This window comes from Listeria grandensis, from assembly GCF_014322885.1.
Taxonomy (GTDB): Bacteria; Bacillota; Bacilli; order Lactobacillales; family Listeriaceae; genus Listeria_A; species Listeria_A grandensis.
This window is the reverse complement of sequence record NZ_JAASUG010000005.1, coordinates 172,947-198,375: the sequence shown is the minus strand read 5'-3', so window position 1 is coordinate 198,375 and position 25,429 is coordinate 172,947. Positions and strand designations below refer to the sequence as shown.

Here is a 25,429-nt window from a genome sequence, read left to right as displayed (position 1 = left end):
AATCCGGTCAGTATGCTGGATGTATTCAATTCCACGTCCGAGCTAAAAATGCTTCGCTGTCAGGATCAGATCCTGTACGTTTATCTGCATTCAACGCGTCAATTTTCTCCATATCCCCATCACTCAAATCAAAATGGAAAACATCAAAATTGCTACGAATTCGTTCAGGCGTCACTGATTTAGGAATAATTACCGAACCATTATTCAAATGCCAACGCAAAATCACTTGCGCTACCGTCAACCCTTTGGCCTCTGCAATAGCTGTCAAAACCGGATCATTCAATAATTCCCCACCTTTCGCAAGCGGTGACCACGCCTCATGAACAATATCCTGACTCTCCAAATAAGCCCGCAACGGTTTTTGTGACAATAATGGGTGCATTTCAATTTGGTCAATCACCGGCTTCTCATTCGCCGTCGTAAATAAATTCTCCAAATGGTGTTGGTGGAAATTGCTGACCCCGATAGATTTAATTAATCCCTCACTGTACAAGCGCTCCATCGCCCGCCATGAATCCTTGTAGCTACTCACCGGCCAATGAATCAAGTACAAATCCAGATAATCTAATTGCAATTTTTTCAAAGAAGTATCAAAAGCACGTAGCGTCTCATCATACCCATGATCTGCATTCCACAGCTTCGAAGTAATTGTCAAATCCGCGCGGGGAATCCCAGTCTCGCGAATTGCCCGCCCAACAAAATCCTCATTTTCATAGACCTTCGCCGTATCGATCGCGCGGTAACCAGCGTCCACGGCCACTTGAATTGCATCCACCGCTTCCCGCTCGTTCTCCATTTTCCAAACCCCGAGGCCGACAAGCGGAATTTCCTGCCCATTGTGGAACTTCTTCGTATCGCTAGCTTTCAACTGCATTTACAACACTCCTCACAGATTATCATTCATCTATAAGTATAAACTTCTCACGCTAACATGCCAATCATTCAGGTTCATAAACTAAAAATAAGGGTAAGTAAAATACAAGCAATACAAAATGAAAAAAAGGAGCTCCACATGGAAAATCCATTAATCAATCGAAAAAAAGGTTATCTCATTATACTTATCGCTATTATAACAGGAAGTCTATACCAAGCACTGCCCCACTTCATCTCTAGCACCGTAGCTCTTGAATCGCTAGGCACCTACTTCAACGCCTTGATTATGTTCATTGTCCTTTTCCTATTACTAAAAAGCGAATTCCTAGACTGGTTCAAACATTTTAGTTTCAAATGGCTCATTATCGGTATTCCATTCCTCCTTATCGTCGGCACATTAGCAAGTAGCATCTGGTCATTAATCGCCGGTGGTACCACCGAAAACAGCGTCAATAGCGTGCTATCTTGGGAGTACGTCATCAAAAACGTTCCCTTCATGCTTCTAGGAGAAGAACTCCTCTCCATCGGCGTACTTTACGCAGCATGGAAAAAGCTTGGCTGGCAGTTTTGGCAAGCAAGCCTCCTATGCGCTATCCTATTCGCGGTCTGGCATCTATCATCCTATGACTATAACCTCCTCCAGTGCCTAGTCACAATAATCCCAAGCCGCCTAGTCCTAAATTACCTATTCAAAAAATCCAACTCCATCTGGGTAACTTGGATCGTCCACATCACCTTTGATGTCATCTCGTTCCTCCCACTATTACTAAAATAAGCAAGCAAAAAGACAGGAGAGCACTCTTTCTCTCCTGCCTTTTTTATTCTTCATTAATCTCCAAACGAGGAGCACAGCGATATTACGAGACTAGTTCCCAAGGACCCCATTGTTCTGCCCCCGGTACATCTCCTTGTGTCCACCATTTCGCTTTATACGTATGACCATTATAAGTCACCTGATCATTTTGAGTATAAATTTTGGCAGAATCCCACGTTCCAGTTCCAACTGGTGGTGTGACCGTACCAGCTTTTGTCGTTACTGAAAGTGCCGCGCTTGCAGCAGAAACATTACCCGCTGCGTCATACGCTTTTACAGTATACGAATAAGCTGTGGAAGCAGTAAGCCCTGTGTCCGTGTAACTTGTTCCAGAAACAGTCGCAACTTCAGTACCGTTACGATATACTTTATATCCAGCCACGCCTACGTTATCCGTTGCAGCTGTCCAACTTAAAGGAACCGCCACATCCGTCACGTTCGCTGCTACTGTCGCCAAATTCGTTGGAGCTGTTGGTGCTACTGTATCACTAGGATCAGGAATAACCGCGCCTCCACCAAAAATAACTTGTTTGCCAAGCTCTGTCCCAGCTTTAGACATGCGTTGTGTCAATGAGATATTCGCAATATTATTCACGTTTACAGACGTTAGATTGGATTTCAATCGGAATGTATACGTTGCGCCTTGCGGAATTTGTTGCCCATCATAGACAGACGCCAAATCAACGGTTGTGTAACCATTGGCAGTTGCTACCGTACCAGCTTTATAATCCCCAGCCGTCAACGTTTCGCCGGCTTTCACTGGAATGTAGAACTTCGGTAATTTTACGGTTTCTGCTGCAAACTCCGTCGCTTGTAGCACTTCATTTGTTTCGTTCGCTACTTCTTTGTTTTTGATTGTGATTTCGTAGCCGACACCGTTTTCGCTATATGGCGCTACAGTGGCTTCTACGTTTAGGTTCGAATAGACGATTGTGTTTGCTGCAAGTTCTCCAGCGCCGAACAATCCTTGTTTAATTGCTTTTGTTAATTCATCGCGTTTTGTTGACGTAGTTGCTTTATCTTGCGATTGCATCCACGAAATCATTCCGCCCAAATTGTTATCTTTCACGTATTGCGCTTTAGCAGTGACAGAACGGACATTGTCATACGTGTAGAATTCGCCAGTCGTTTTGCTGTATAGATATGGCGCTTTTGCCACGTCATCCCAGTATTCGACTAACGTTGGTGATTTGGCTTTCAAAGCATCGATGCTCTTATATGCCCAAACTCCGCCGGCACGACCACCGTCACCAGTTGCTAATGGTTTTTCATTTGGAGCACCGTATGTCGCACTTAGGTCTGCATCTTTATTGTTTTTTGTAGCTGCTTGGAAAAGTCCTGGTTGCGTTGCACTTGTACCCGCTTCCACTTTGTTCCAACCGCGTGTGTAGAATGCTGCGCCGACAACGATTTTGTTTGACGCTGCGCCTTGGCTCTTCAGATATTTCACTGTTTGGTCTACGGAGAAACCATCGTTATAATTCGGGTCTGCCGGATTGCCGTAAAGCGCCGTATGATGCGCGCTATTCGGAGTCCAAGCCCCATTCATATCGTAAGTCATGATATTCGCAAAATCAACAACATTGAAAAGTTTCGCCACATCAACACCGTTTGCAAGCATGCCTTGAGACGCTGGTAACGCTACAGATAACTCATATTTTTTCTTCACATCTACGCCTTGCTTATCTAAAGCAGTACGCAAGTCTTGAAGAAGTGTAATATAGTTTTGTTTATCAGCAGGTTTTGCGTTTGGCGTTCCTTCATCGTTCTTGTTGTCCACTAAGTCAGCGGCACGAACGGATGCAGGATACTCCCAGTCTAGATCGACAAAATCCATATTTGTATATTTGATAAATTTCATAACGTTGCTTACAAAATTAGCACGCGCTGTGGCATTTTCTCCGATTGCAGAGAAGTCACCAGATTTCGACCAACCGCCGATAGAGATACCGATTTTCATATTCGGATTTTTCGCTCTCAACTCTTGTAACGCGTTTAAAATACCTGCATTTGCTCCGCCCCATTGAACTCCATCTTGCCCAACTGGTGCGCCAACTGCCGCATCTTTATCTGTGAATTTCAAGTTTCCGTTACTATCGAAATCAAGAAATGCAAAGTTTAGATGTGTCAATTGCTCTGCTGGTATATCTTTCGGATAAAACTGACCTTCTCCGCCCCAAATGGACCAATCTCCATAATACATCACGTTTCTATATTGTGATGTGGTTGCGGCTTTAGCTTTCACAGAAGAATTCCCTACACTACCTAGAACGGACGACGCAAATAACGAAACGACTAACAACAACACCGAGACTACACTTATAACCCTCTTTGTTACCTTTTTCATTTCTTCACCTCTTCATAATTTTTGCGTTCTGCTTGCGGTATGCCTACTTTCTCTGCAATTTTTAAACCCAGAATTCCAAAAATCCCCCGTTAGATCCCCCTTTTATCGTATACTAAATTCTGGACACTTATGTATTATGCAAGTATTGTGCCAAACAAGAAAGCGTTAACATGGCTATTTATATGTAAAAATTTGTTACACACACTACTTACACGGTTTGGTTTTTATTTACACAGGTTTCCTATTAATTCTAAAAGTATTATTTCGATCTAAATGAAAACTATTAATTGGATTTTAATTAGTAATTTCGTTTTTGTGTGCATAATTTTATAAGCATGCTTTCTACTCTAACGAAAGGAGACGCCTTTGTGCCTGTGGCAGGAGCTTGGTAACTAGCAGTCGGTTTTTGTCTTTGATTTCTTTAATTGCTCTTGTTATTGCACGCTTCAAGCTTAACAACGACCAAAAAAATAACCCTCCTCACTTGGCAAAAGTCGATGGTTATCAGTACCAATCCAGCCACCGTCTTTTATATGACTCGACAAAAAAGTAGATAAAACCGCGAATCTTGGTTCATCTACTTTTCAAATATCCTTATTTAGCTTTCTTGCTATCCATTTTACTCTTAATAAACGAGAAGATCATCGGTAAAATCGATACGAAAATAATGCCTAGTACAACGAGCGAGAAGTTCTCTTTTACGACTGGGATATTCCCGAAGAAATAGCCTGCCATCGTACAGAGTAGTACCCAGACCGTTGCGCCTAGTAAGTTGTAGTTTAAGAAATAACGGTAATTCATGCGACTTGCACCGGCTACGAATGGCGCGAAAGTACGGATGAATGGCATGAAACGGGCGATGAAGATTGTCTTGCCGCCATGCTTGTTGAAGAACGCTTCGGCTTTGTCCATTTTTTCTTGGTTGATGAATTTGCCGAGCCAGCTGTCTGGTGGAATAGAAGTGCCGACTTTTTTACCGATATGATAGTTGACGGTGTCGCCAAGTACTGCCGCTACCCACAAGACGATGAGGAGAACGACAATATTGAGCTCCGATCCTGGTAGTACTGCCAAGGCGCCGGCTGCAAACAGTAGGGAATCCCCAGGCAAGAATGGGAATATAACGAGTCCCGTTTCTATAAATACAATTAAGAAAATAATGACGTACGTCCAAACGCCAAATGTATTGATAATTTCAACAAGATGTTGGTCTATATGGATGATAAAACTGATCATCGCTTGAATAATATCCACGAATCTATCACGTCCTAATTCAAATTCTGCTATCTATTTGTCCACAGTTAGCTTCTATTGTAACATATTTATTGTTCATACTATATCATACCACGGACTTATTTACATAAACTTAACAAAAAATAAAGCAAATAAAAAACAAAATCCGCGCCTACTCAAAATTTCTGAGTGAAAACGCGGATTTTGCTTTTTTTAATTATGCTTGTGCTTCCGACATGTCGTCTGCTGTGCTCAGGCTGATTAAACCGGCTACGCAAAGTAACACGATTGGGAGTAAGAACATCATCGATACGCTCATTGTGCAGGCTACGGCCGAAGCGATTAGCATGACGCCGCCTTTTAGCGGTGCTTTGTTCATGATAATGGCGCCGAACAAGCCGACGAATGACATCCCTAATGCTATGAAGTTCAGAATCGTGAATACTAATGAATCCTCTTCCAAAATGCGTGCAATGCTGTCGACGGAAATAACGGTTAGGCTAAGCCCCATCGCGAGCAATGCTCCAATAATCCCCAATGTTTTCGCAAAATTCATCGTAAAAACTCCATTCGATAGACATATTTATCCGTCTTGTGCGTGTATAAGCTAACGCAAACTACTGGATGCTTCTATGTTACCATTTTTACATAGTATTTGGCAACTCAATGAAACGGACATCCGCCACGTTTTACTGGGGTGATTTCAGTGCGTTCAAACGGTGATGCTTGATAGAAAAAGTTTGGTTTGACGATTTTATTTGGATAGCGCCTGTGGAACATGTGCGTCGTCGCTGGGGAAACTGGCGGGATTAACCACGCCCATTCGCCGGTGACTTCACGGCCTGCAGCATGCTCGTTGGTTTCGAATTGGCCGAATTGGCGAGCTGCGGTATGATGGTCGACAATCTGGACTTTGGCCTTTTGATAGGAGTCGAGGACGGCGACGTTTAGCTCGACTAAAGCGCGATCCTTCCATAGAGAGTCGAGACGTTTCGTGTTGAGGTCCATTTTTTCGGCGACGGCGGCGAGCTTGTTGTAGCGCCCTTCATCCGCGAAATTTCGCGCGCCGATCTCGGTTTCCATATACCAACCATTGAATGGCGCGGCTCGATACGTGATTCCGCCGATTTCGAGCTGCATTTCGGAGATGATCGGGACGGCGTACCAGCGCAAACCAAGCTCGGCAATTTGCGGAAAATCAGGATGCGCGATTGAGACTTCGAGCACGAGCTCAGGCGGGATTTCGACGATGGTTGGCGCAGCCTCAGCGTTCTCTTGGATAACGAGCGGTAAAATGTCAAACTCTGTGCGAGCGCCACGCCAGCCAAGTTTTTCGCAGACTTCCGTGAAGGAGACAGACGCTGGGTCACCGATGACGCCTTGCTCTGACGCATATCCTGCATAGCGAATCAGCTGATGATTCCAAATGCGCGGACCTTCGTTACCCGGCTTGAAAATCGTGATGAAAGGCCGGATTTGACCACCGTTCGTTGCCTTTTCGATATGCGTGAAAAGGACTTCTTGGATTTCCGCAACCGTCACGGCTTCGCGGGCATCGATGACTTGGATGCGATCCCAAAACAACCGGCCAACGCAACGGTTACTGTTACGCCATGCCATTTTTGCACCTATGGTTAGTTCTTCTAAAGTGTGCGTGTATGTACCTGTTTGTATGATACTATCGATCCGATCCTGGAGTTCTGTTGCACTTTTTCCCAATTCTGCATAGGATTTAGTTAGAAATTCGATGGCTTCTTTAGTATTCACTGACATTTTCGCGGTCTCCTCCTAAAGCATGATTATGTACTTATTTTAACACACTTCAGAACGCGTACGACAAAAAATAAACCCTCGGATATTTCGGCTTGGGGCTATTAGCGGTTTACTTTGAGTATAACGCCCACTGCGCTTGGCTCGTTCTTATATTGGGGGCGTAATTCTCTTCGTTCAAACAGCCTTCGATGGATTAACAGCTCACTCTGTTCGCTCTTATATTGGGGGCGTAATTCTCTTCGTTCAAACGCCCCCAACAAAAAGAACCAGCCGGGGAAGCTGGTTCAAAAAAGGGAGTTGTAAAGGATTCACGCAATTAGAAAAAGGGGGGTAAAACTAATTGCTGTCCTTGTTTACATTCTCTATATTACAGGGCATCGATGAAATTTTGCAGGGATTTACATGAGAATTCCATGAAATTTTCATTTTTTCAATGCATTCTATATCGAATCGTCCCTTCTGGTGTTATTTCAATAATGTCTAATTGCATAGTCTGAGTAAGACTTGTGACTTGGCCAATTTTGGTGTTGATAATCGCGCTATCTGTATTTAGGTAGGAAAGCATGATATTTTTAGCAAGATCAGTCGTTGTTGTCGGTATCTTCATTTGATCTGTCTCTTCGCTTTTAAGCCGTTTCATGTCCAGTGTATTTCGCTGCCCTTCTATGTATATGAAAGCTTTTTGTGTTAGCTTGTCCAGTGATTTATTCGTGATATTGATTTCTAACGCCATTCCTGCTTCCTCCCGTCATTTGTCATCGATTAGCCGACCTTCGTCATTCCACTTCCCGTACAGTTCACCTTTTCTCGTCTTCTCAAGAAATGTCGCCAATCTCTTATCAAAAAGCTCGCGATCTTTCCTAACAGACTGGATATTATCGAGTTTAATTCGAACATATAAATCCGGTAGTTCCGCAAAATTTGCCGCGAGTGCTGTGTCTTCGTTTATTGCTTCTGAGATTTCCTCAAGCATTTCAAATTCTGCATCCAGATCGGGTAATACGCGTTCACCGTGCACAGTCATCAAGCCAAGCTTTTTCATCCGTCGTGCGCGCTCTTTGTTTAATTCTGTCCAATTGCTTTTTGGAACGCGATGGGAGAACCGTTGCGCGATATATTGTTCGTCAAGACCTTTTTTCGTGCTATCGATCCAACCAAAGCATAGGGCTTCTTCTACCGCATCGATATATGTAAATTCGCTTTGTTTTCGTGGCAAAACTAGCCAGCAGTATTTTTCGGTTTCAGCATTTGATTCTAGCCATTTTCTCCATTCGTGGCGACTTGCCGCATGTACTTTGTTGTCTATTTCCATCTTGATCCCCTCCTGAGTTTATTATCGCATAGTTGTGTGTTTAGTTCAAAATGGATTAACAGCTCACTCTGTTCGCTCTTATATTGGGGGCGTAATTCTCTTCGTTCAAACAGTCTTCGATGGATTAACAGCTCACTCTGTTCGCTCTTATATTGGGGGCGTAATTCTCTTCGTTCAAACGCCCCCAACAAAAAGAACCAGCCGGGGAAGCTGGTCCAAAAAAGGGAGTTTGCTAAGGAATGTCGCAACTAGGAAAAAGGGGGTAAACCTAATTGCTGTCCTTGTTTACATTCTCTATATTACAGGGCTTTGATGAAATTATTGCGGGGGTTTCATGAGAGTTTTATTAGAAATTATTTTTTAGTGGAAATCCTATCGGAAATGGTTCGGCGCTCGTATGATGGCCTATTATGCCTGTCTTCAGCAGAAATTTATTATATTTTTCTACGTAGCTTCGTGTTAAATCTTCGACTGCTGGTACTAAATGCTTCGTTTGCATTTCTGTAAACTGACCTAAAATAACGCCATTCGCTACCTGAAAAACGCCTATTTGATCTAATTGGGCTAGATATGTTCTTATTTTAGCGACATCTCCACTAAGCGCCTCTAGTACAACTACTTTATCCTGAAAATTCGGCATGTATTCTGTGCCAGCAAGCTTTAACAAACAACGAATATTACCACCAATAATTTCACCACGAATATCTCCGTTATCAATCAGGATTTCATACGGGATTTCCTGTTTATTCGCCTCTATAAAACTATTTTTAAACTGCTCCAATTGACGCTTGGAATTATCGCTAGCCATGTGAAGCAGCTGATAGTTATAGCCTCCAATTCCCGTTTTGGCGTAAATGGCATTCTGGATAACGGTCAAATCACTGTATCCGATAAACGGTTTATTAGCCGACTGAATTTGCTTAAAATCTAAATATGGCAGAATTTCATTGGCCAAGTCTCCACCGGAAATATCAAATATTGCCTTGATTTCTGGATTTTGATACAGTTCCATCAACGCATCTGCGCGCTCTTTGGGATCGCCACTTGCAAGCTCGTTTTCTGTCCGAAATATCGTCGCTGCACGTTCACTTTTTATCGTAAAATTCGTGAAAAGCAGCTCCTCAATGTGCGCGATATCGCCCTCTCGCTCTGGATCGCGGCCATTAGAACAGCTGATCAAGCCGATTGTATCTCCACTTTGTAACACGGGCTCTCCTCCTTCGCTTTGTCTTTCTTAAATCTTACCTTAGCTTCGGAGGATTGTACATGAAAATCCTATCTTATTGATCTGCAAGCAAAAAACACCGACACCCAGTTAGTTGGGATCGGTGCTTTTCTAAGAGAGGTATGAAAAAAGGTGAGAAACAATGCAACTACTCTAAAAGGGAGTTAAAAAGTAATTGTTGTTGTCTACAAAATCTATATTACAGGACAGTCATGAATTTTCTAAGATGAAAATGTGAAATTTTTGTTAATAAAGTAGTTTCTTATATAGTGTCAGGATTTCTGCGGTGTTTGTTGGTCGTGATTTTTCGTATTGCACCAGTACCAAATAAGAAGTTTGATTCAGAATCATTCTGTTAACCATCTAATTGTTCCCCCTCGATTATGCTGTTTTCTTCCGGACCATAGCGCTCTTCCTCGATCTCCTTCAGTGTTTTACCACGCGTTTCCGGCGCCAAAATAAGACCAATAACCAAGTGAATCCCAAGGAAAATAATCATCACGACACCCGCGGCTTTGAATCCTAGGAAGGTAATCATCGCCGGCACGACTAGCGAAATCAAACCAACGCCGACCCGCACTAACCCAAACATCATCCCTTGCACTTTTGCCCGATATTGCGTTTTGAATAGCTCACCAGCCCATAATCCGTAGAAAGCTTGCGCGCCAAATCCTGCCGCAACACCCCACAAAATAATGAATAGTAACAATTCCGTCATTCCCATCGAGCCAAATGTAAGGATAATCCATGCCACAATTCCCATTGCAGCGCCAATACCGAATAACAATTTCCGATTCATCTTATCGCCCAATTTAATGAAAACAAAGTACGTCGAAAGGATTGTGAATACCCATAGTGTCCCTTGTAGAAGATTCGCATGCGCCGATGTCAACCCACCAACTACTTGATAAATATATGGCATGAAATAACCCATCACACCTGCGACCAAATTCCAGAAGAAATAGATTCCGAGCACAAGCATAATCGCTTTTCGGTTCGCCTTGATTGTAAATAACTCCTTAATCGATACTTTTTTACCCACATTCTCAGCTTTTGCATCTTCTTTTTTCTGATCTTCCCAAACCGTAGACTCATTGATTTGTTGTTGTAAAATCCACGTTATGAGAGCGATTACAAATAGCATTCCAAAAATAATTCGACTTCCCATCAAGCCAAGCGGTGCCATCAATACGGCCAAAAATAGCATTACCGCGGGACCCACAGACCAAGCTAACTGCCCGTAGCCAACATGTGCCGCCCTGTCTTTTGCCGGCGCTTCCTCCGCAATATACGTCCATGCCGCTGGTATCGCAGCTCCAACTGCTATCCCCGTAATAATGTAACCTGTCAAGAGCATCCCGAAGTTCATTGATAGCGCTATCAAAAGAACGCCAATCATATACACAATCAAATCATATTTGTAAATGAACTTCCGGCCGTACTTATCCACGAGCGCTCCGCCGATAAATGCACCGACTGCTGAACCAAATCCATTCGCACTGACTGCCCCGAGTAAGCCTACAGACGCATCCGACAGATTCAAATAACTCACCCACAATGTGAGCCCACCAGCTGCCGCTACGATCGATCCTGCCTCTAAAAAATTCGACATCGACACAGTTAGAGTGGCTTTTAAACTTCCTTTACCTGCATTCGCCATACTTTTTCCTCCTCTTTATATTACGCAAGATAAAAAACAGATGTTAAATCTTTCGAAACCGGGCTGTTATCACCGTTTGTTTCCATCAATGGCTCCATATACGCCCACCATTTTTTGCAAATTTCAGTCGATGCAATTTTGTTATAGTTTTCTTTATTTTCTACTTCTAAGTATGCGAACAATACTCCTGCGTTGTCATCTAGAAAAATCGAGTAGTTCTGCGCGCCGTGTTCCTTCAAAGCTTGCTTCATCTCAGGCCATAAATCATCATGTCTCGCTTTGTATTCCTCCGAAAAACCGTCTTTTAAGTACATAATTGATGCGATTCTTTCCATGTTGCCGATTCCTCCTATCAATGGGGAGAGCAATAGAATCGACCACTCCCCCACAAAATTTACTTGACTCCTACTTGTAAATATCCTGATTTAGCAGTCACACCAAAGGCATCTGCCAGATCTTGTAATTGTTGATCCGTAATCGTTTGCTGCGCGCCACCCTGTGCTTGAACTAATGTATAAACTTCTGCGGCTTTCTCTGCAGTTTCAATCAAACCAAAAACTTCGTCCATCGTGCTTCCTGCTCCAAAAATCCCGTGATGCGGCCAAATAACCAGGCGAAATTCACGCATTTTTGCGGCCGTCGCCATCCCAATCGCATCCGTTCCAGGAACCATCCATGGCAAAATCCCAACACCTTCTGGGAAAACGACGATGCATTCCGTACACATTTGCCATAAAGTCCGCGTGAAGTCGCGTTCTTCCAATGAATGCGTAAATGTCATCGCAATAATATTCGTGGCATGATTATGCATAATAATACGGTGATCTGAATCAATTTTCAGGCGTTCGATGTGGCTCATGAAATGCGCAGGTAACTCACTCGTTGGCACGCCACCATCTGTGAAGCCCCATAATAACTCCACGCTTTTGCCAGTGTCCGCAACCCGGATAATTCCAAGATTCACATCTGGCGCATCGATAACATTTTTAAAATACTTCCCTGAACCCGTCACGATAAAGTATCTCCCGGCAAGTTCCGTCGCGTCAAAAATCATGGGAATCGTGCGAATTACTTGGTTTGGGTTAAGATACGCGCCAACCTCCTCCTCACGAAGCAAATAACTAATATTCCCGCCGTTTCTTTCATCCCAACCTAGACGATACAAGTTCGCCGTCACTTTCATCATCTCTTGCACAAATGGTGCTGCTACTATATCTTTACTCAATTCCAATTGCCTCCTCAGACCGTTTTAACAATACTTTTTCCTCATATTCCTTCACGTCTTTTAACCAAGCCTCGCGAACAGGCACATTTTGCGTCTGACAATAATAATCCCAAACCGCCGTAAAAGGGAAGTCCTTCAGTTCTTCCGTCAACGCTAAACGAGTCGTGTAATCGCCATCCAATTCAATTTTGCGCAAATACTCGGTTGGCTCCAACATCGCTTTTAAAAGAGACTTCAACGTATTTCGCGTCCCAATAACCCAAGCCGCCACGCGGTTAATCGTTGCGTCGAAGAAATCCAGACCGATATGCGTTTTACCAAGCAGATCATTGCGAACGAGCTCGCGTCCAATTTCCTGTAACTCATCATCCATAATCACCACATGATCGCTGTCCCAACGCACCGGACGACTCACATGTAGCAGAATCCCATCACTAAACAGCGATAGCGACGACAACTTGTTCGAAATCACTTCCGTCGGGTGGAAATGCCCCGCGTCCATACAAATCAACTTATTCCGCGTAATCCCGTATCCCATGTAAAATTCGTGTGAGCCCACCGTATAAGCTTCCGCGCCAAGTCCAAACAACTTACTCTCCACCGCATCCAGCGTATATTTCCGGTCCAACTCCTCCGCAAAAATCGTATCAAGCGACTCCATCAAACGCTTACGCGGCGCCAACCGATCCACTGGATTATCCTTGAAACCATCCGGAACCCAAAAATTATTGATCGATGTTTGTCCGAGTTCCTCACCAAAGTGAGCCGCAACCGTCCTAGCTCGCTTACCATGCTCAATCCAGAAATCACGAATCCGCTTATCCGGATGACTAAGCGTGAAGCCATCTTCCGAGTTAGGATGCGAGAAAAATGTTGGATTAAAATCTAGTCCCAATCCCTGTTCCTTCGCCCAAGCAACCCATTTCGCGTAATGCTTCGGCTCAATCTCATCCAAATCAACCTTCTCATCCGTGTCCACATACATCGCGTGTAAGTTCACCTTATGCTTCCCAGGAATTAGCGAGAATGCCTTTTCCAAGTCTTGGCGCAACTGCTCCGGCGTATGCGCGGCACCAGGATAATTCCCCGTCACCGAAATACCTCCCGTCAGGTCCTGATCAGGATTCATGAAACCTTTCACATCATCGCCTTGCCAACAATGCATCGAAATTTTCACATCCGCCAAACGCTTCAAAACATCATCCACATTCACGCCATACTTCGCGTATTCCTCTTTTGCCCACTCATATTGCTGCTGTAATTTCTCGTTCCCCATTTAAAAAGCCTCCTGTTTTCCGGATATATTTTTGTACTTTTCTTGGATTTCCATAAAATGAACACCATCACTCGGCATGTACGTAGTCATCGGCGTCGACTTGCGAATCAACTCCCGAACCTCCGTTATGTCTTTGGCCTCCCCACTCGCAATCAACTGCACCGCCAAATTTCCAAGCCCGGTTGCCTCTGTTGGCCCCGCATGCACCGCAATCCCCGTCAAATCAGCCGTCAACTGGTTCAAAATCGCAATGTTCGCGCCACCGCCAATAATATGAAGATGCCTGATTTCCTGCCCAGTAAGCGTCTGCAACTGCTCAATCTGAATCGCATACTGAACCGCCAAACTATCATAAATAACCCGCGCTAATTTCCCCGGCGTTCGCGGAATTTCCTGTCCCGTCTCCGCACAATACGCCTGAATCTCCGCAATCATATCCGTCGGGTTCAAAAAGCGATGATCATCAACCCCAATCAAAACCGCAAACGCCTCTTCACGCGCCGCCAACTCCGCAAGCTCTGCATAACTATACGCATAGTCCTGCATCCGCGCCACCTCTTGAATCAGCCACAATCCCATAATATTTTTCAAGAAGCGAAACGTATCATAGGCACCCCATTCATTCGTGTAGTTCGCCGCAAACGCCTCCGCGCTATTAATCGGATTCGCCAACTCCGCTCCAAGCAACGACCAAGTCCCGCTCGACAAGAACGCCCAATCATCACCAACACCAGGCGCACCAAGCACAGCCGAAGCCGTATCATGCGTCGCAACCACAATGACATCACAATCCGGCAAATCATATCGATCATGCCACCCCGTAGCAATCTTGCCCAACATCTCTCCTGGTTTCGCAAACCTCGCAAACTGCCCCGCGTCCAATCCCACTAAATCCAACAAGTCCACATCAAATTGCTTCGTATGTAAATTCAACATTTGCGTAGAAGAAGCATTCGTCACTTCCGTCACCCGCTCATCAGTCAAAAGATATCCCAAATAATCAGGCACCATCATGACCGTTTCTGCACGTTTCTTAAACTCAGCATCCTCCACGTACAACTGATACAACGAATTAAACTGTAAAAACTGAATCCCTGTCTTATCATAGATATCCGTAGCCGAGAACTTCGCTAAAACAGCATCCATCGCCCTATCCGTACGCTTATCACGATAACTGACCACTTCTTGTAACCGCTTACCATTATAGCCCACTAAACAATAATCAACCGCCCACGTATCAATCCCTAGCGTACAATACGTTACACCAGATGCCTTCAACTTCTCCAACCCAATCATTATATTTGTGAGAATATGATCAATGTTCCATATACAGCAATCATCAACTTTCGTAAAACCATTCTGGAAACGGTGAATTTCAGTCAGCGCCATTTTCCCATCCACCAGTTCGCCCAACAATAAGCGACCACTAGATGCTCCAACATCCACAGCAACATGTTTCATCGCCATCCTCCTTCACACTTTTAATTTATAAACCAAGAATAAACTAAATCCGTCATTAAGTCAACAATTAAATTTGTAATTATGTAGTTTTATGTTGTTTTCAATTAATACTTGCTTGTAAATGTGCCATTGTTTACAATGAAGTAGACAAGGATGTGATGAAAATGCTTGCTTTCGAGCGAAAAGACAAAATACTATCAGAAATAAAGAAAAACAAAAAAGTCCACGTATCCCAGCTAGCCAAAATTTTCAACGTCTCCGAAGAAACCATTCGGCGTGACCTAGATAAATTGGAGAAAGAAGGAATCGTGGATCGCAGTTACGGCGGCGCCACACTCAGCCAACACACAAACGAAGATTTACCGTATGCAACAAGAAACGTCATCAACGTCGAAGAAAAGAAGAAAATCGCAACAAAAACAACATCACTCATCAAGACCGGCGATTCTCTCATTGCAGACACGAGTTCCACCGTTTTCGAGGCGCTGAACCTACTCGTCCGCGAGAAAGAGAATCTCACCATCATTACCAACTCAATCACAGCTGTAGACTTACTTTCCAAGTTCAAAGTCCACCTCATTCTAACCGGCGGAACCCTGCGCACTAAGTCCAACTCCCTTATCGGTTCTGACGCAGCCAACACGATCAGCCGCTATTTCGTAGATTACGCGATTATCAGCTGCAAAGGCCTCTCCATGGAAAACGGCATTACCGATTCCAACGAGCCTGAAGCCGAAATCAAAAACCACATGCTAAAACGCGCCAATAAAGTCATTTTAGTCGCCGATTCATCCAAATTCGACAAAAATGCCTTCATCAAGATCGTCGACATCTCAGAAATCGACTACCTCATCACCGACCAAGAACCCACACACGATTGGCAACAATTCCTAAAAGAAAAAAATGTGACCTTGATTTATTAACTAGGAGTGAACAACAATGAAAAAAATGACAGACGAAGCCTTCTACCTGTTCGGCATGATATTTTTAGCTTTAATAATATGGTCCTATTTTACTCAAAATAGCGACTTCTTTTATTCGAGCAGAATTTATGTACTGATACTATTTGTAGCCACTATTCTAGGTAAGTATCTATTAAGCAAAACCCGTCAAAAAACAAGTCACACATCAAGAGAAACCGCCCTAAAAGAATCTATAGACAACGGTCTCATTGTTTTTGGCATGATCTTCTTGACGATGACGATCATATCATTTTTCACTCAAAATAGTACCCTGATCTATGAAGGGCGATTTTTCTTAATCCTCTTTCTCTTAGCGAACATCACAGGGAGATACTTTTCAAATCGAAAAAAAATGAAAACTAGCTAAAAAAACCTCCAGAGTAGCGAAAAACCGCCACCCCAAAGGTCTAAAAATCTATAAGAAAGCCCAGAGTAGTCCACCAAACCCTCAGCGGGCCGACAAATGCTTAGATGCTAGGCAAAGACGAGTACCGGAGCGGAGCGTAATTTATACGTGAGCACCGGAACGGAGTCTTTAACGACGTAGCTGAGCGTTTGTCGGCCCGCTGAATTTTATAGGAGGTGGTTCATGTGACCTATTTCCATAACCCAGTAAGATCCCATTACAACAACAATCGCAATGAAAGCTGCAAACAGAATATTACCGACTTGGATACGTCCATTTTGACCTTCCGTCATGTGCATGAACATGAGTAGTTGCAAAGCTGCTTGAATGAACGCGAAGATAAAGATAACCGTAATGATTACAGATTTACTTAGCGTAGATTCGAAAACAACCCAGACAGCTAGCAATGTTAACGCGATCGATAGGGCAAAACCAACGATATGTTTCCACGGAATGCCTTCTTCAGCGTGTGCCGTGTTCGCTTTATTTTTCGCCATATTAATTCACCATCCCTAACAGATAGACACCTGTGAAGATGAAAATCCACACAACGTCTAGGAAATGCCAATAAAGGCTTGAAATGAATACTTTTGATGCTGCTTGTGGTGTTAAGCCGCGCATTTTTATTTGAATCAGGATAAACGCGATCCAGAATAAACCAATCGTTACGTGGAGACCATGGGTGCCCAGTAATACGAAGAATGCAGACCAATAAGAACCGACTTTTAGCGTAACACCTTCTGATACGTAATGCGCGAACTCATAGATTTCAAAGCCTACGAATCCTGCACCGAGAAGTAGCGTAATAATCGAATAAATCATCAGACGCTTCACGTTACCTTTGCGCATCTCACCGATAGCAAGACCACACGTAAAACTACTCGTTAAAAGTAGGAATGTCATAATCAGAACGAGCGGTAACTCGAACATTTCGGACGGTGGGTGACCCGCATTAGAGCCACCACTATACATAACAAAATACGTTGCGAACAATGTACCGAATAACGCAATCTCGGCGCCTAGGAAAATCCAGAAGCCTAAAATGTTTAAACGACCTTGCTCCGATTGATATTCTAACGGAAGGCTGGAATTTTCTTTTATAGGTTCCATGGGTTACCCTCCTTTATGCCAGTTTTAAATTCACGTGCTGCTTGTTCCTCGGTAGCCACAATTTCAGGTACTTCCACATGGTAACCGTCGTCTTTCTTGAACGAACGGTACGCAAGACATGCAAGCACACCAAGGCCTCCAAGTAGACCAAGCCAGTACCAATAGAAGACCAGTCCGAAGCCAGCGATAAAGAAGAACACCGACATCACAAAACCTAGTAATGTATTGTTTGGCATGTGAATATGTTTGTACTCTTTGTCATCATTATACGTTTCGCCGCGTTGTTTTTTCTCCCAGAAATCGTCCAAATCGTTCCATTCTGGCAATTTAGCGAAGTTATATTTTGGTGGTACGGCAGAAGAAGTTGCCCACTCAAGCGTACGCGCATCCCACGGATCACCAGTTGTTTCACGTTTAGAGTGTTTATGACTGTAAACGATATTCCAACATAGAATTAGGAATGCTGCTCCCATTAGGAACGCACCAACAGATGAGATAAAGTTAAGTGTAGTCCAGCCGTCGCCTTCCACATATGTGCTGATACGACGTGGCATACCATCAAGTCCTAGGAAATATTGTGGGAAGAAACATACGTTAAATCCAATCACAAATATCCAGAAGAACCACTTACCAATTTTTTCATTCAAACGATAACCGACCATTTTTGGATACCAGTAAATCAAACCTGCAAAACAGGAGAATACGGTTCCGGCGATTAGTACGTAATGGAAATGCGATACTAGGAAATACGTGTTGTGATATTGATAATCGGCTGCTGCCATCGCAAGCATAACCCCTGTAACCCCACCAATAACAAAGTTCGGTATGAATGCCAGTGACCAAAGCATCGGTGTGGTGAAGGATATTCGCCCTTTATACATGGTAAAGAGCCAGTTGAATATCTTGATTCCGGTCGGTATCGCAATCATCATCGTCGTAATCGAGAAGAACGAGTTAACTGCTGCCCCGGAGCCCATTGTAAAGAAGTGATGGACCCAAACTAGGAAACTTAGCAAGGAAATAACAACAACCGCTGCTACCATTGCTGGGTAACCGAATAGCTTTTTCTTCGAGAAGGTTGAAATAATCTCGGAGAAAATACCGAATGCCGGCAAAATAACGATATATACTTCCGGATGTCCCCAAACCCAGAACAAGTTGGCCCACATCATCGGAATCCCGCCATTTGCGAGTGTGAAGAATGCCGTCCCGAATAGGCGGTCAAACGTCATTAAAGCTAGCGCCACAGTAAGTACTGGGAACGCGAATACGATAATTAAACACGTAATCAGCGACGTCCACGTGAACATTGGCATTTTCATCAGCGTCATGCCTTTCGTTCGCATACGTAGAATCGTGACCATGAAGTTGATCCCGGTCATCAGCGTACCAATACCGGCAATCTGGACTCCGAGTAAGTAGAAGTTAATCCCATAACCTGGACTAAATTCCTCGGCGAGCGGTGCGTAGTTTGTCCAACCAGCTGCTGGGCTACCACCGATTACGAAGGAAATATTGAATAGCATTGCCCCCATAAAGAATGTCCAGAAACTTAAGTTGTTCAAAAATGGGAATGCAACGTCACGCGCCCCGATTTGGAGCGGCACAACGATGTTCATTAAACCAATAACGAACGGCATCGCCATAAATAAAATCATAATAGTTCCGTGAGTCGTAAATACTTCATTGTAATGCTGGGCGTCTAGAAACTCCATCCCTGGCATTGCAAGTTGGGTACGAATCATGAGTGCATCGACCCCACCACGGAAAAACATTAGTACTGCTGCCAAAAGATACATGATCCCAAGGCGTTTGTGGTCAACAGAAGCGATCCATTCCGTGAATAGCCACTTCCATTTTTTTGTATAAGTTAGTAACACGACGATACCAATACTGACAAGAGCGATCGAAATTTGGGCTCCTAAAATCAGCGGGTCGCCGGTGATGATAAATTCATCTAAACTCATGTTGAAATACCCCCCTTTTTAGTGTCCCGATTGATCGTGATCTGTTGCTTCATCGGTTTTGATTTCTTTACCCATTTTTTCCATTTCTTCATCGTAATGCTTGTCTTGCTTGTAACCAGTACCATTTTTGATGATCATTGGTTCCATGTCCATTTGCTCAAAACGCGGATTCGTAATCGTCACCGGACGTGCTGGCAAAATTGGTTCTTTCGTTCTTGTATCTTTTGCATTTGGATCATGTGGGTTTGTCAGTTCAAAGCCGAAACGTTTATACGCATAGAAAACGTACTCTGGATCTGCGGCTGGATCAACAAACGCCATATGTGTCCCTGCATAAGATTGTGGTTTCACGTTGCCTGGTAATAATAATTTATCATAGCGGTCTTGCGATAAAGTCGGCGAATCAGCTTTCGTCTTCAACGCCCATTTTTCGAAATCGGCTGGTTTTTGTGCGACAACATCAAATACTTGTCCGGCAAAACCTTCTCCGTTAAAGTTCGAGTTACGTCCTTTAAACGTTCCTGTTTCGTCCGCTTGCAAGTACAAATCCATCGTCATGCCACTCATCGCGTACTTCTGTCCACCAAGTTGTGGCACCCAGAAACTCGTCATCGAGTCTGCCGCGGTAAGCTTGAATAATACCGGTCGATCAGTTGGAATATGTACATAGTTTACAGTTTCAATCGACTGATCTGGATAACTAAAGAACCATTTCCAGTTTGCGCTAGTCGCATAAATAATAATTGGATCCTTGTGTGACGTAACCTCTGGCGCTTTTTCATTCGCGTAAATCGTTTGCACTGTTGGAATAGCTAATGCAATAACGATCGCAACTGGAATCAACGTCCATAAAATTTCTAATTTCGTACTACCGTGCATGTTTGGTTCGTAGTTGGAATGATCTTTTCTCTCGCGGTATTTCGTAATCATAATAACGAATAACACGAAGATCGTGAGTACAATGATAAGCATGAAAATAATCGAATAAATGATTAGATCGCTTTGACTTTGCGCTACTGGACCTTTTGGATCTAGTACCGTCAAATCACCACAGCCGCTTAGAAGTCCAACAAAGACCAGCGATACTGTAAGTAGCAATGACTTGAGCATTTTTGACACCCGAATCCCCTTCTTTCCTTTTGATGTTTGTTGCTGTGTATTTTTGCGCAAAAATACAACCCTACTCCCTGATTTCTCCTCAGAAAAGTACCCCCCTAATTGATAATATATCGAAATATGTATCGTTATACGGCCAACTAGATTGTTTAGATTTCTCACAATATCACAAACTTTTAACTCGTGAAATTATGAATTTGAAACTGCATGTGCATACTCGTATACTATTATAGCTTATTTGACATCTATATTCAAAACATCGACACAAGTTATTTTTTTCACAATCTAAAACGTTACTATATGAGCATGTCTCTCTCTTAAAAATAATTCCTTATTAGTAATATGCCTTAAAAAAGACATGAGGAGGACGCCCATTTCGGTTTGTTTGGAATGTCACGATTAGAACCAAATTACCCAGTGAAATTATCCAGAAAAGCGCTTTCTTATCTGCGTGTCAGCTCTTTATATCTACTACCAAAAACAATAATTGGTCTAGTCCATATGCACATTGCTTCATTTTCACATATTCGCGGTTAGTTTCTAAATCCGATGGGTAAACAAGATAGCGAGCGTGGAGGGACAAATTGTGAGATGAACCGCTCACTTTGTTCACGCTTATATTGGGGCTGTAACTCTATTACATGTCGAACAGCCACAACAAAAAATCGAGGGGTGTTAGTTGGATGAAGAAGTTTTTGGGTAAATCAGTTTTATTTTTGGTAGCGTTTGCGTTGTTGTTCGCGACATTTGCACCGGGGGCATCGGCACATGGCTATATTTCAAAACCAGAAAGTCGCGCTTATTTGGCGAAATTGGGGATTAACCAAAATACTGGCGCGATTCAATGGGAACCGCAAAGTGTTGAAGCAACGGGAAATTTCCCACTTGGCGGACCTTCTGACGGTACTATCGCGGGTGGAGGTAAGTTTCCAGAAATGGACGCTCAAACTCCTGATCGCTGGCATCATGTAGACCTTTTAGGTGGACAAAACAACTTCACTTGGACGCTCACTGCGCTTCATAGAACGAAGGAATACAAGTATTACATTACGAAAAAAGGTTGGAATCCAAATAGTCCACTAACTCGTGGTGACCTGGAGTTGCTGACTACGATTGATGCGCATAATGAAGTTCCGACTTCCACTACCGTGAACCACAAAGTGCCGCTTCCAACTGACCGCAACGGCTATTATGTTGTGCTTGGCGTTTGGGAAATCGCGGATACTGGGAATGCTTTTTATCAAGCTGTTGATGTTAACTTGATTAATAATGGGACAATGACGTTGCAATAAACTACATTAAATCCGGCCTCAAACCGGAAGCTAGTGGTGTTTAGCAAGAATTTTGCTATCCGCTGTGCTTCTCGTTTGGGGCTTTTTGTTATGCAATTTCGTAAAAGGAATCTCATAAAATATATAGTAATCATTATATAAACATGCTAATATATAGTTATCATTATATAAAAGGAGGTCTTTTTAGTGGAATCGTTAAAATTCGAGGCTATCTATATGTATATCGATATCAGTCGCAGTCGGCACGTCTTTTCTACACTACATGACGGGACAAAAATCCTCACATATATCGCGGACAGCATTAATACCGCTTATCAAGACCAGTTGTTGACGCCGTTTACAATTAAAGATGGTGATGCAATTGTTGGGGGCGTCTCTGATTTTCAACTGTTACCGGATATTTATAGTCATTGCTTAACGTTGTATTATTCACCTCATTTCAAGGCTCATTTTAGCGCGATTCCAGCCGTCGTGGATGAAACGCTTAATTTCTACTTTGGAGTTGGGATTGGCTATATTGATACACCCGCTACCGAAGATCTGAAGAACATCAATATCGTCAATGGAACCAGCATCATTAATGCGATTGAAGCTTCTGAAAGAGCCAAGCAAATCATGAAATCACAGCAAGGTCAAAGGCCTAGCGCAATTGACAGTGATGAGGACTATTTTTTCGATAAGCAGCCGTTTAAATTCTACTGTATCGCAGAGCCCAAGTCGTTTGGTAATGCGGTTAACGCGATGTTCTTTCTTGCTTTTGAGAAGCTGATTAAAAGTGACAAACAGCGTGACCTTTTTCGTATGAAAGATAGTTATCCTGATTATAGCAACATTAAAATCGGCACAGCGCTCGGTTATGGCGCACTCAGTAAAGCCGATATTTCCTCCCGAATCAGCGTTCTTATTGCGAATTCCGACTACTTTCTATACAAAAAAATTCGATTGGACATCGTAGCCTATTTAGCCGATCTGCAAAAAATGATGGGAGGCGCTAGTCATGGCTAGTCTACTTTCCCACTACTCCTGTGCCACTTTCTAGCCGATTTTGTGCTACAAACGGACAAAATGGCTAGCATCAAAAAAGAGCGCTTCTCTTATCATAAATTGCAGCAGTTGGGATGGCACATCTTCGCGCATTTCTGTCTGTATTTACTTGCGATTATTGTGTATTTTTGTTGGTTTGATAGCAAAATCAGTTTTTGGGCGCTACTACTCATGATTTTAGGACTCACAATCGTTCATTTCATCATTGATTTAGCAAAAGCACCCATAGAAAAGCTGTTTCGCGATACCAAAATGGTTCACTTATTCACCTACATTTCCGACCAAATCCTGCACATTACCACAATTTATATCGCAGTATGGCTAGTTTTCAACGAACAGATCACACTGATTCCCGCACAGTTAAACAACTATCCAAAATTCTGCGCACTGGCTTCACTTGCCATCATCATTGTTTATTTGATCGGCTATTTGATTCCGTACGTACTCGAAGTGCTAATGCCTGGGTTCAATTTGGAAAAGAAGTCGATATCGTTCACGAAACAAAGTGGAAAAATAATCTTGACAAAAAATCAGGAAATACCAATCGTATCTAATAAAGAATTGAAAGCTGGGCGATATATCGGTGGATTGGAACGCTTGCTGCTACTCATTTTCATGGTATTACAAATCTATTCAGCAATTCCAATCATCATTGCCTTGAAAACGTTAGCGCGATTCAAAGAACTAGAAAACAATCGAACTTTTGCAGAATATTATTTGATTGGTAACTTCCTGAGCATGATATTCGGAGTGTTAATTTCTCTCGTCTTTATTTATATTTTAAAGTTGTAAGCGTTATATTTGCTTGTTTTTGTTTGTTTCCTTATAATAATACACATAAAACAACATAAATAAAGGAGGAAATCACATGATTCAACATGAAATGTATATCAATGGGGAATTTGTTTTATCTAGCAACGGAGAATTTTTTGACGTTATCAATCCTGCTACCGAGAAAATTATTTCGCAAGTACCAAAAGCTACAAAAGCGGATGCAAAACGGGCGATTGATGCTGCCGAGGATGCGCAAATTGCGTGGGAAGCCCTGCCTGCTGTAGAGCGTGGCGTTTACCTACATAAAATCGCTACAAAAATCCGGGAACAAGTGCCTAAAATCGCCAAACTTATTTCAGAGGAAGTCGGGAAAACGCTAGCATTATCCGAGGTCGAGGTGAATTTTACCGCTGATTATTTAGACTATATGGCCGAATGGGCGCGCAGATATGAAGGTGAAATTTTACAAAGTGACCGGCCAAATGAGCATATTTTCGTATTCAAGAAAGCGATCGGGGTCACGACTGGAATTTTACCATGGAACTTCCCGTTCTTCTTAATTGCTCGAAAAATGGCTCCAGCGCTCATTACCGGGAATACGATTGTGGTGAAACCAAGCGCGGAATCACCCAATAATGCGGTCGCTTTCACGAAAATTGTGGATCAAATCGGATTACCGAAAGGCGTTTACAACATGATAACTGGGCGTGGCGGTGAAATCGGTGATGAACTTGCGGGAAATCCTAAAGTCGGCCTCGTTTCCTTGACTGGTAGCGAACCTGCTGGCCAAAAAGTGATGCAAGCGGCGAGTGAGAATATCACCAAAGTAAACCTAGAACTCGGCGGGAAAGCACCGGCAATTGTTCTAAACGACGCCGATTTAGATTTAGCCGTCAAGGCGATTGTTGATTCTCGTGTGATTAACAGCGGTCAAGTTTGTAACTGTGTGGAGCGTGTTTACGTGCAAGAAGATGTGAAGGATGCTTTCACTGCGAAGTTTGTAAAAGCAATGGAAGCCGTTCAATATGGTGATCCGCTAGCATCCGCCGACCTCGACATGGGACCACTCGTGAACAAAAGCGCCCAACAGTCCGTTCAAGCGAAAGTAGATCGTGCCGTTGCGCAAGGTGCAAAAATTTTGACTGGTGGGAAAGCTGTTGAGGGAACCGGATTCTTCTTCCAGCCAACCGTTATTGGCGATGCGACCAACGATATGGAAATTATGCACGATGAAGTATTTGGCCCAGTCGCGCCGATTGGGACATTCAAAACGCTGGATGAAGCGATCAAACTCGCCAATGATTGCGATTACGGCTTAACTTCTTCCGTTTATACAACGAATCTAGACCGCGCGATGAAGGTCATTCGTCAACTGAAGTTCGGTGAAACGTATGTAAACCGGGAGAACTTCGAGGCGATGCAAGGCTTCCACGCTGGATTCCGCAAATCAGGAATCGGTGGTGCAGACGGAAAACACGGCCTCGAAGAATATCTGCAAACACACGTCGTATACTTACAATTCGACCAAAATATCCAATAAAAATAGAGCACTCGCAAGG

Annotated in this window: 24 protein-coding genes; 7 read left to right on the top strand and 17 right to left on the bottom strand. The window is 43.3% G+C overall.

The genetic code is table 11. The annotated features are described in order from the left end of the window. Nucleotides 1–25: 25 nt before the first annotated feature. The gene (locus tag HCJ54_RS08855; protein ID WP_187137381.1) at nucleotides 26–874 is read right to left on the bottom strand and encodes an aldo/keto reductase; all 849 of its coding nucleotides are present in this window, start codon (nucleotides 872–874) and stop codon (nucleotides 26–28) included. A gap of 138 nt (nucleotides 875–1,012) precedes the next feature. Between HCJ54_RS08855 and HCJ54_RS08850 the strand changes: the two genes are divergently transcribed. After that, nucleotides 1,013–1,648 (top strand): CPBP family intramembrane glutamic endopeptidase, encoded by a 636-nt coding sequence (locus HCJ54_RS08850; RefSeq protein ID WP_187137380.1) that lies wholly within the window; start codon nucleotides 1,013–1,015, stop codon nucleotides 1,646–1,648. A gap of 82 nt (nucleotides 1,649–1,730) precedes the next feature. Here the strand turns inward: HCJ54_RS08850 and HCJ54_RS08845 are convergent, their stop codons facing one another. The 12 genes from HCJ54_RS08845 to rhaB form a co-directional block, all read right to left on the bottom strand. Next, a complete protein-coding gene (locus HCJ54_RS08845; RefSeq protein ID WP_187137379.1) occupies nucleotides 1,731–4,034 on the bottom strand; it encodes a glycosyl hydrolase family 18 protein in 2,304 nt (767 codons plus the stop codon). A gap of 594 nt (nucleotides 4,035–4,628) precedes the next feature. Next, complete coding sequence (locus HCJ54_RS08840; RefSeq protein ID WP_036067101.1) at nucleotides 4,629–5,288, bottom strand: DedA family protein; 660 nt, start codon at nucleotides 5,286–5,288, stop codon at nucleotides 4,629–4,631. Nucleotides 5,289–5,484: 196 nt separating this feature from the next. Beyond that, the gene (locus tag HCJ54_RS08835) at nucleotides 5,485–5,823 is read right to left on the bottom strand and encodes a hypothetical protein (protein WP_187137378.1); all 339 of its coding nucleotides are present in this window, start codon (nucleotides 5,821–5,823) and stop codon (nucleotides 5,485–5,487) included. A gap of 107 nt (nucleotides 5,824–5,930) precedes the next feature. After that, entirely contained in the window at nucleotides 5,931–7,040 is a 1,110-nt protein-coding gene (locus HCJ54_RS08830; protein WP_187137377.1) for a nitric oxide synthase oxygenase, read from the bottom strand. 430 nt (nucleotides 7,041–7,470) lie between these two features. Beyond that, nucleotides 7,471–7,773: a hypothetical protein gene (locus HCJ54_RS08825; protein WP_187137376.1), complete on the bottom strand. Its 303-nt coding sequence runs from the start codon at nucleotides 7,771–7,773 to the stop codon at nucleotides 7,471–7,473. 15 nt (nucleotides 7,774–7,788) lie between these two features. Continuing rightward, a complete protein-coding gene (locus tag HCJ54_RS08820) occupies nucleotides 7,789–8,352 on the bottom strand; it encodes a YdeI/OmpD-associated family protein (RefSeq protein ID WP_187137375.1) in 564 nt (187 codons plus the stop codon). A gap of 346 nt (nucleotides 8,353–8,698) precedes the next feature. Next, nucleotides 8,699–9,559, bottom strand: coding sequence for an LD-carboxypeptidase (locus tag HCJ54_RS08815; RefSeq protein WP_187137374.1), 861 nt, complete (start codon nucleotides 9,557–9,559; stop codon nucleotides 8,699–8,701). Nucleotides 9,560–9,932: 373 nt separating this feature from the next. Further along, nucleotides 9,933–11,237: an MFS transporter gene (locus HCJ54_RS08810; protein ID WP_187137373.1), complete on the bottom strand. Its 1,305-nt coding sequence runs from the start codon at nucleotides 11,235–11,237 to the stop codon at nucleotides 9,933–9,935. Between the two features lie 20 nt (nucleotides 11,238–11,257). Beyond that, the gene (gene rhaM, locus HCJ54_RS08805) at nucleotides 11,258–11,572 is read right to left on the bottom strand and encodes an L-rhamnose mutarotase (RefSeq protein ID WP_185410463.1); all 315 of its coding nucleotides are present in this window, start codon (nucleotides 11,570–11,572) and stop codon (nucleotides 11,258–11,260) included. A gap of 59 nt (nucleotides 11,573–11,631) precedes the next feature. Beyond that, nucleotides 11,632–12,462 (bottom strand): rhamnulose-1-phosphate aldolase, encoded by an 831-nt coding sequence (gene rhaD, locus HCJ54_RS08800; RefSeq protein ID WP_187137372.1) that lies wholly within the window; start codon nucleotides 12,460–12,462, stop codon nucleotides 11,632–11,634. Next, nucleotides 12,455–13,738: an L-rhamnose isomerase gene (gene rhaA / locus HCJ54_RS08795; RefSeq protein WP_187137371.1), complete on the bottom strand. Its 1,284-nt coding sequence runs from the start codon at nucleotides 13,736–13,738 to the stop codon at nucleotides 12,455–12,457. The genes rhaD and rhaA overlap by 8 nt, the downstream gene beginning before the upstream one ends. After that, entirely contained in the window at nucleotides 13,739–15,199 is a 1,461-nt protein-coding gene (gene rhaB, locus HCJ54_RS08790) for a rhamnulokinase (protein WP_187137370.1), read from the bottom strand. A gap of 164 nt (nucleotides 15,200–15,363) precedes the next feature. On the opposite strand from rhaB, the gene HCJ54_RS08785 reads away from it, so the two are divergent. Further along, entirely contained in the window at nucleotides 15,364–16,122 is a 759-nt protein-coding gene (locus HCJ54_RS08785) for a DeoR/GlpR family DNA-binding transcription regulator (RefSeq protein WP_185410471.1), read from the top strand. A 16-nt stretch (nucleotides 16,123–16,138) separates the two neighbouring features. Beyond that, on the top strand, nucleotides 16,139–16,528 hold the full coding sequence (locus HCJ54_RS08780) for a hypothetical protein (RefSeq protein WP_187137369.1): 390 nt from the start codon (nucleotides 16,139–16,141) through the stop codon (nucleotides 16,526–16,528). A gap of 206 nt (nucleotides 16,529–16,734) precedes the next feature. Here HCJ54_RS08780 and qoxD read toward each other — a convergent pair whose 3' ends face one another. The 4 genes from qoxD to qoxA are packed head-to-tail and all read right to left on the bottom strand — an operon-like array spanning nucleotide 16,735 to nucleotide 20,763. Further along, nucleotides 16,735–17,064 carry a cytochrome aa3 quinol oxidase subunit IV gene (qoxD, locus tag HCJ54_RS08775; RefSeq protein WP_036067086.1) on the bottom strand — a complete coding sequence of 110 codons (330 nt, stop codon included), beginning with the start codon at nucleotides 17,062–17,064 and terminating at the stop codon, nucleotides 16,735–16,737. Nucleotide 17,065: 1 nt separating this feature from the next. After that, nucleotides 17,066–17,677: a cytochrome aa3 quinol oxidase subunit III gene (gene qoxC, locus HCJ54_RS08770; protein WP_187137368.1), complete on the bottom strand. Its 612-nt coding sequence runs from the start codon at nucleotides 17,675–17,677 to the stop codon at nucleotides 17,066–17,068. Then, a complete protein-coding gene (gene qoxB, locus HCJ54_RS08765) occupies nucleotides 17,665–19,644 on the bottom strand; it encodes a cytochrome aa3 quinol oxidase subunit I (RefSeq protein ID WP_185410477.1) in 1,980 nt (659 codons plus the stop codon). The genes qoxC and qoxB overlap by 13 nt, the downstream gene beginning before the upstream one ends. Nucleotides 19,645–19,662: 18 nt before the next feature. After that, nucleotides 19,663–20,763 carry a cytochrome aa3 quinol oxidase subunit II gene (gene qoxA, locus HCJ54_RS08760; RefSeq protein ID WP_187137425.1) on the bottom strand — a complete coding sequence of 367 codons (1,101 nt, stop codon included), beginning with the start codon at nucleotides 20,761–20,763 and terminating at the stop codon, nucleotides 19,663–19,665. A 680-nt stretch (nucleotides 20,764–21,443) separates the two neighbouring features. On the opposite strand from qoxA, the gene HCJ54_RS08755 reads away from it, so the two are divergent. From HCJ54_RS08755 to aldA, 4 genes are all read left to right on the top strand, one after another. Further along, on the top strand, nucleotides 21,444–22,052 hold the full coding sequence (locus tag HCJ54_RS08755; RefSeq protein ID WP_187137367.1) for a lytic polysaccharide monooxygenase: 609 nt from the start codon (nucleotides 21,444–21,446) through the stop codon (nucleotides 22,050–22,052). Nucleotides 22,053–22,238: 186 nt separating this feature from the next. After that, entirely contained in the window at nucleotides 22,239–23,057 is an 819-nt protein-coding gene (locus HCJ54_RS08750; protein WP_187137366.1) for a hypothetical protein, read from the top strand. A gap of 18 nt (nucleotides 23,058–23,075) precedes the next feature. Further along, complete coding sequence (locus HCJ54_RS08745; protein WP_280527064.1) at nucleotides 23,076–23,888, top strand: DUF3307 domain-containing protein; 813 nt, start codon at nucleotides 23,076–23,078, stop codon at nucleotides 23,886–23,888. Between the two features lie 76 nt (nucleotides 23,889–23,964). Next, nucleotides 23,965–25,410, top strand: coding sequence for an aldehyde dehydrogenase (aldA, locus tag HCJ54_RS08740; RefSeq protein ID WP_187137364.1), 1,446 nt, complete (start codon nucleotides 23,965–23,967; stop codon nucleotides 25,408–25,410). Nucleotides 25,411–25,429 lie beyond the last annotated feature (19 nt).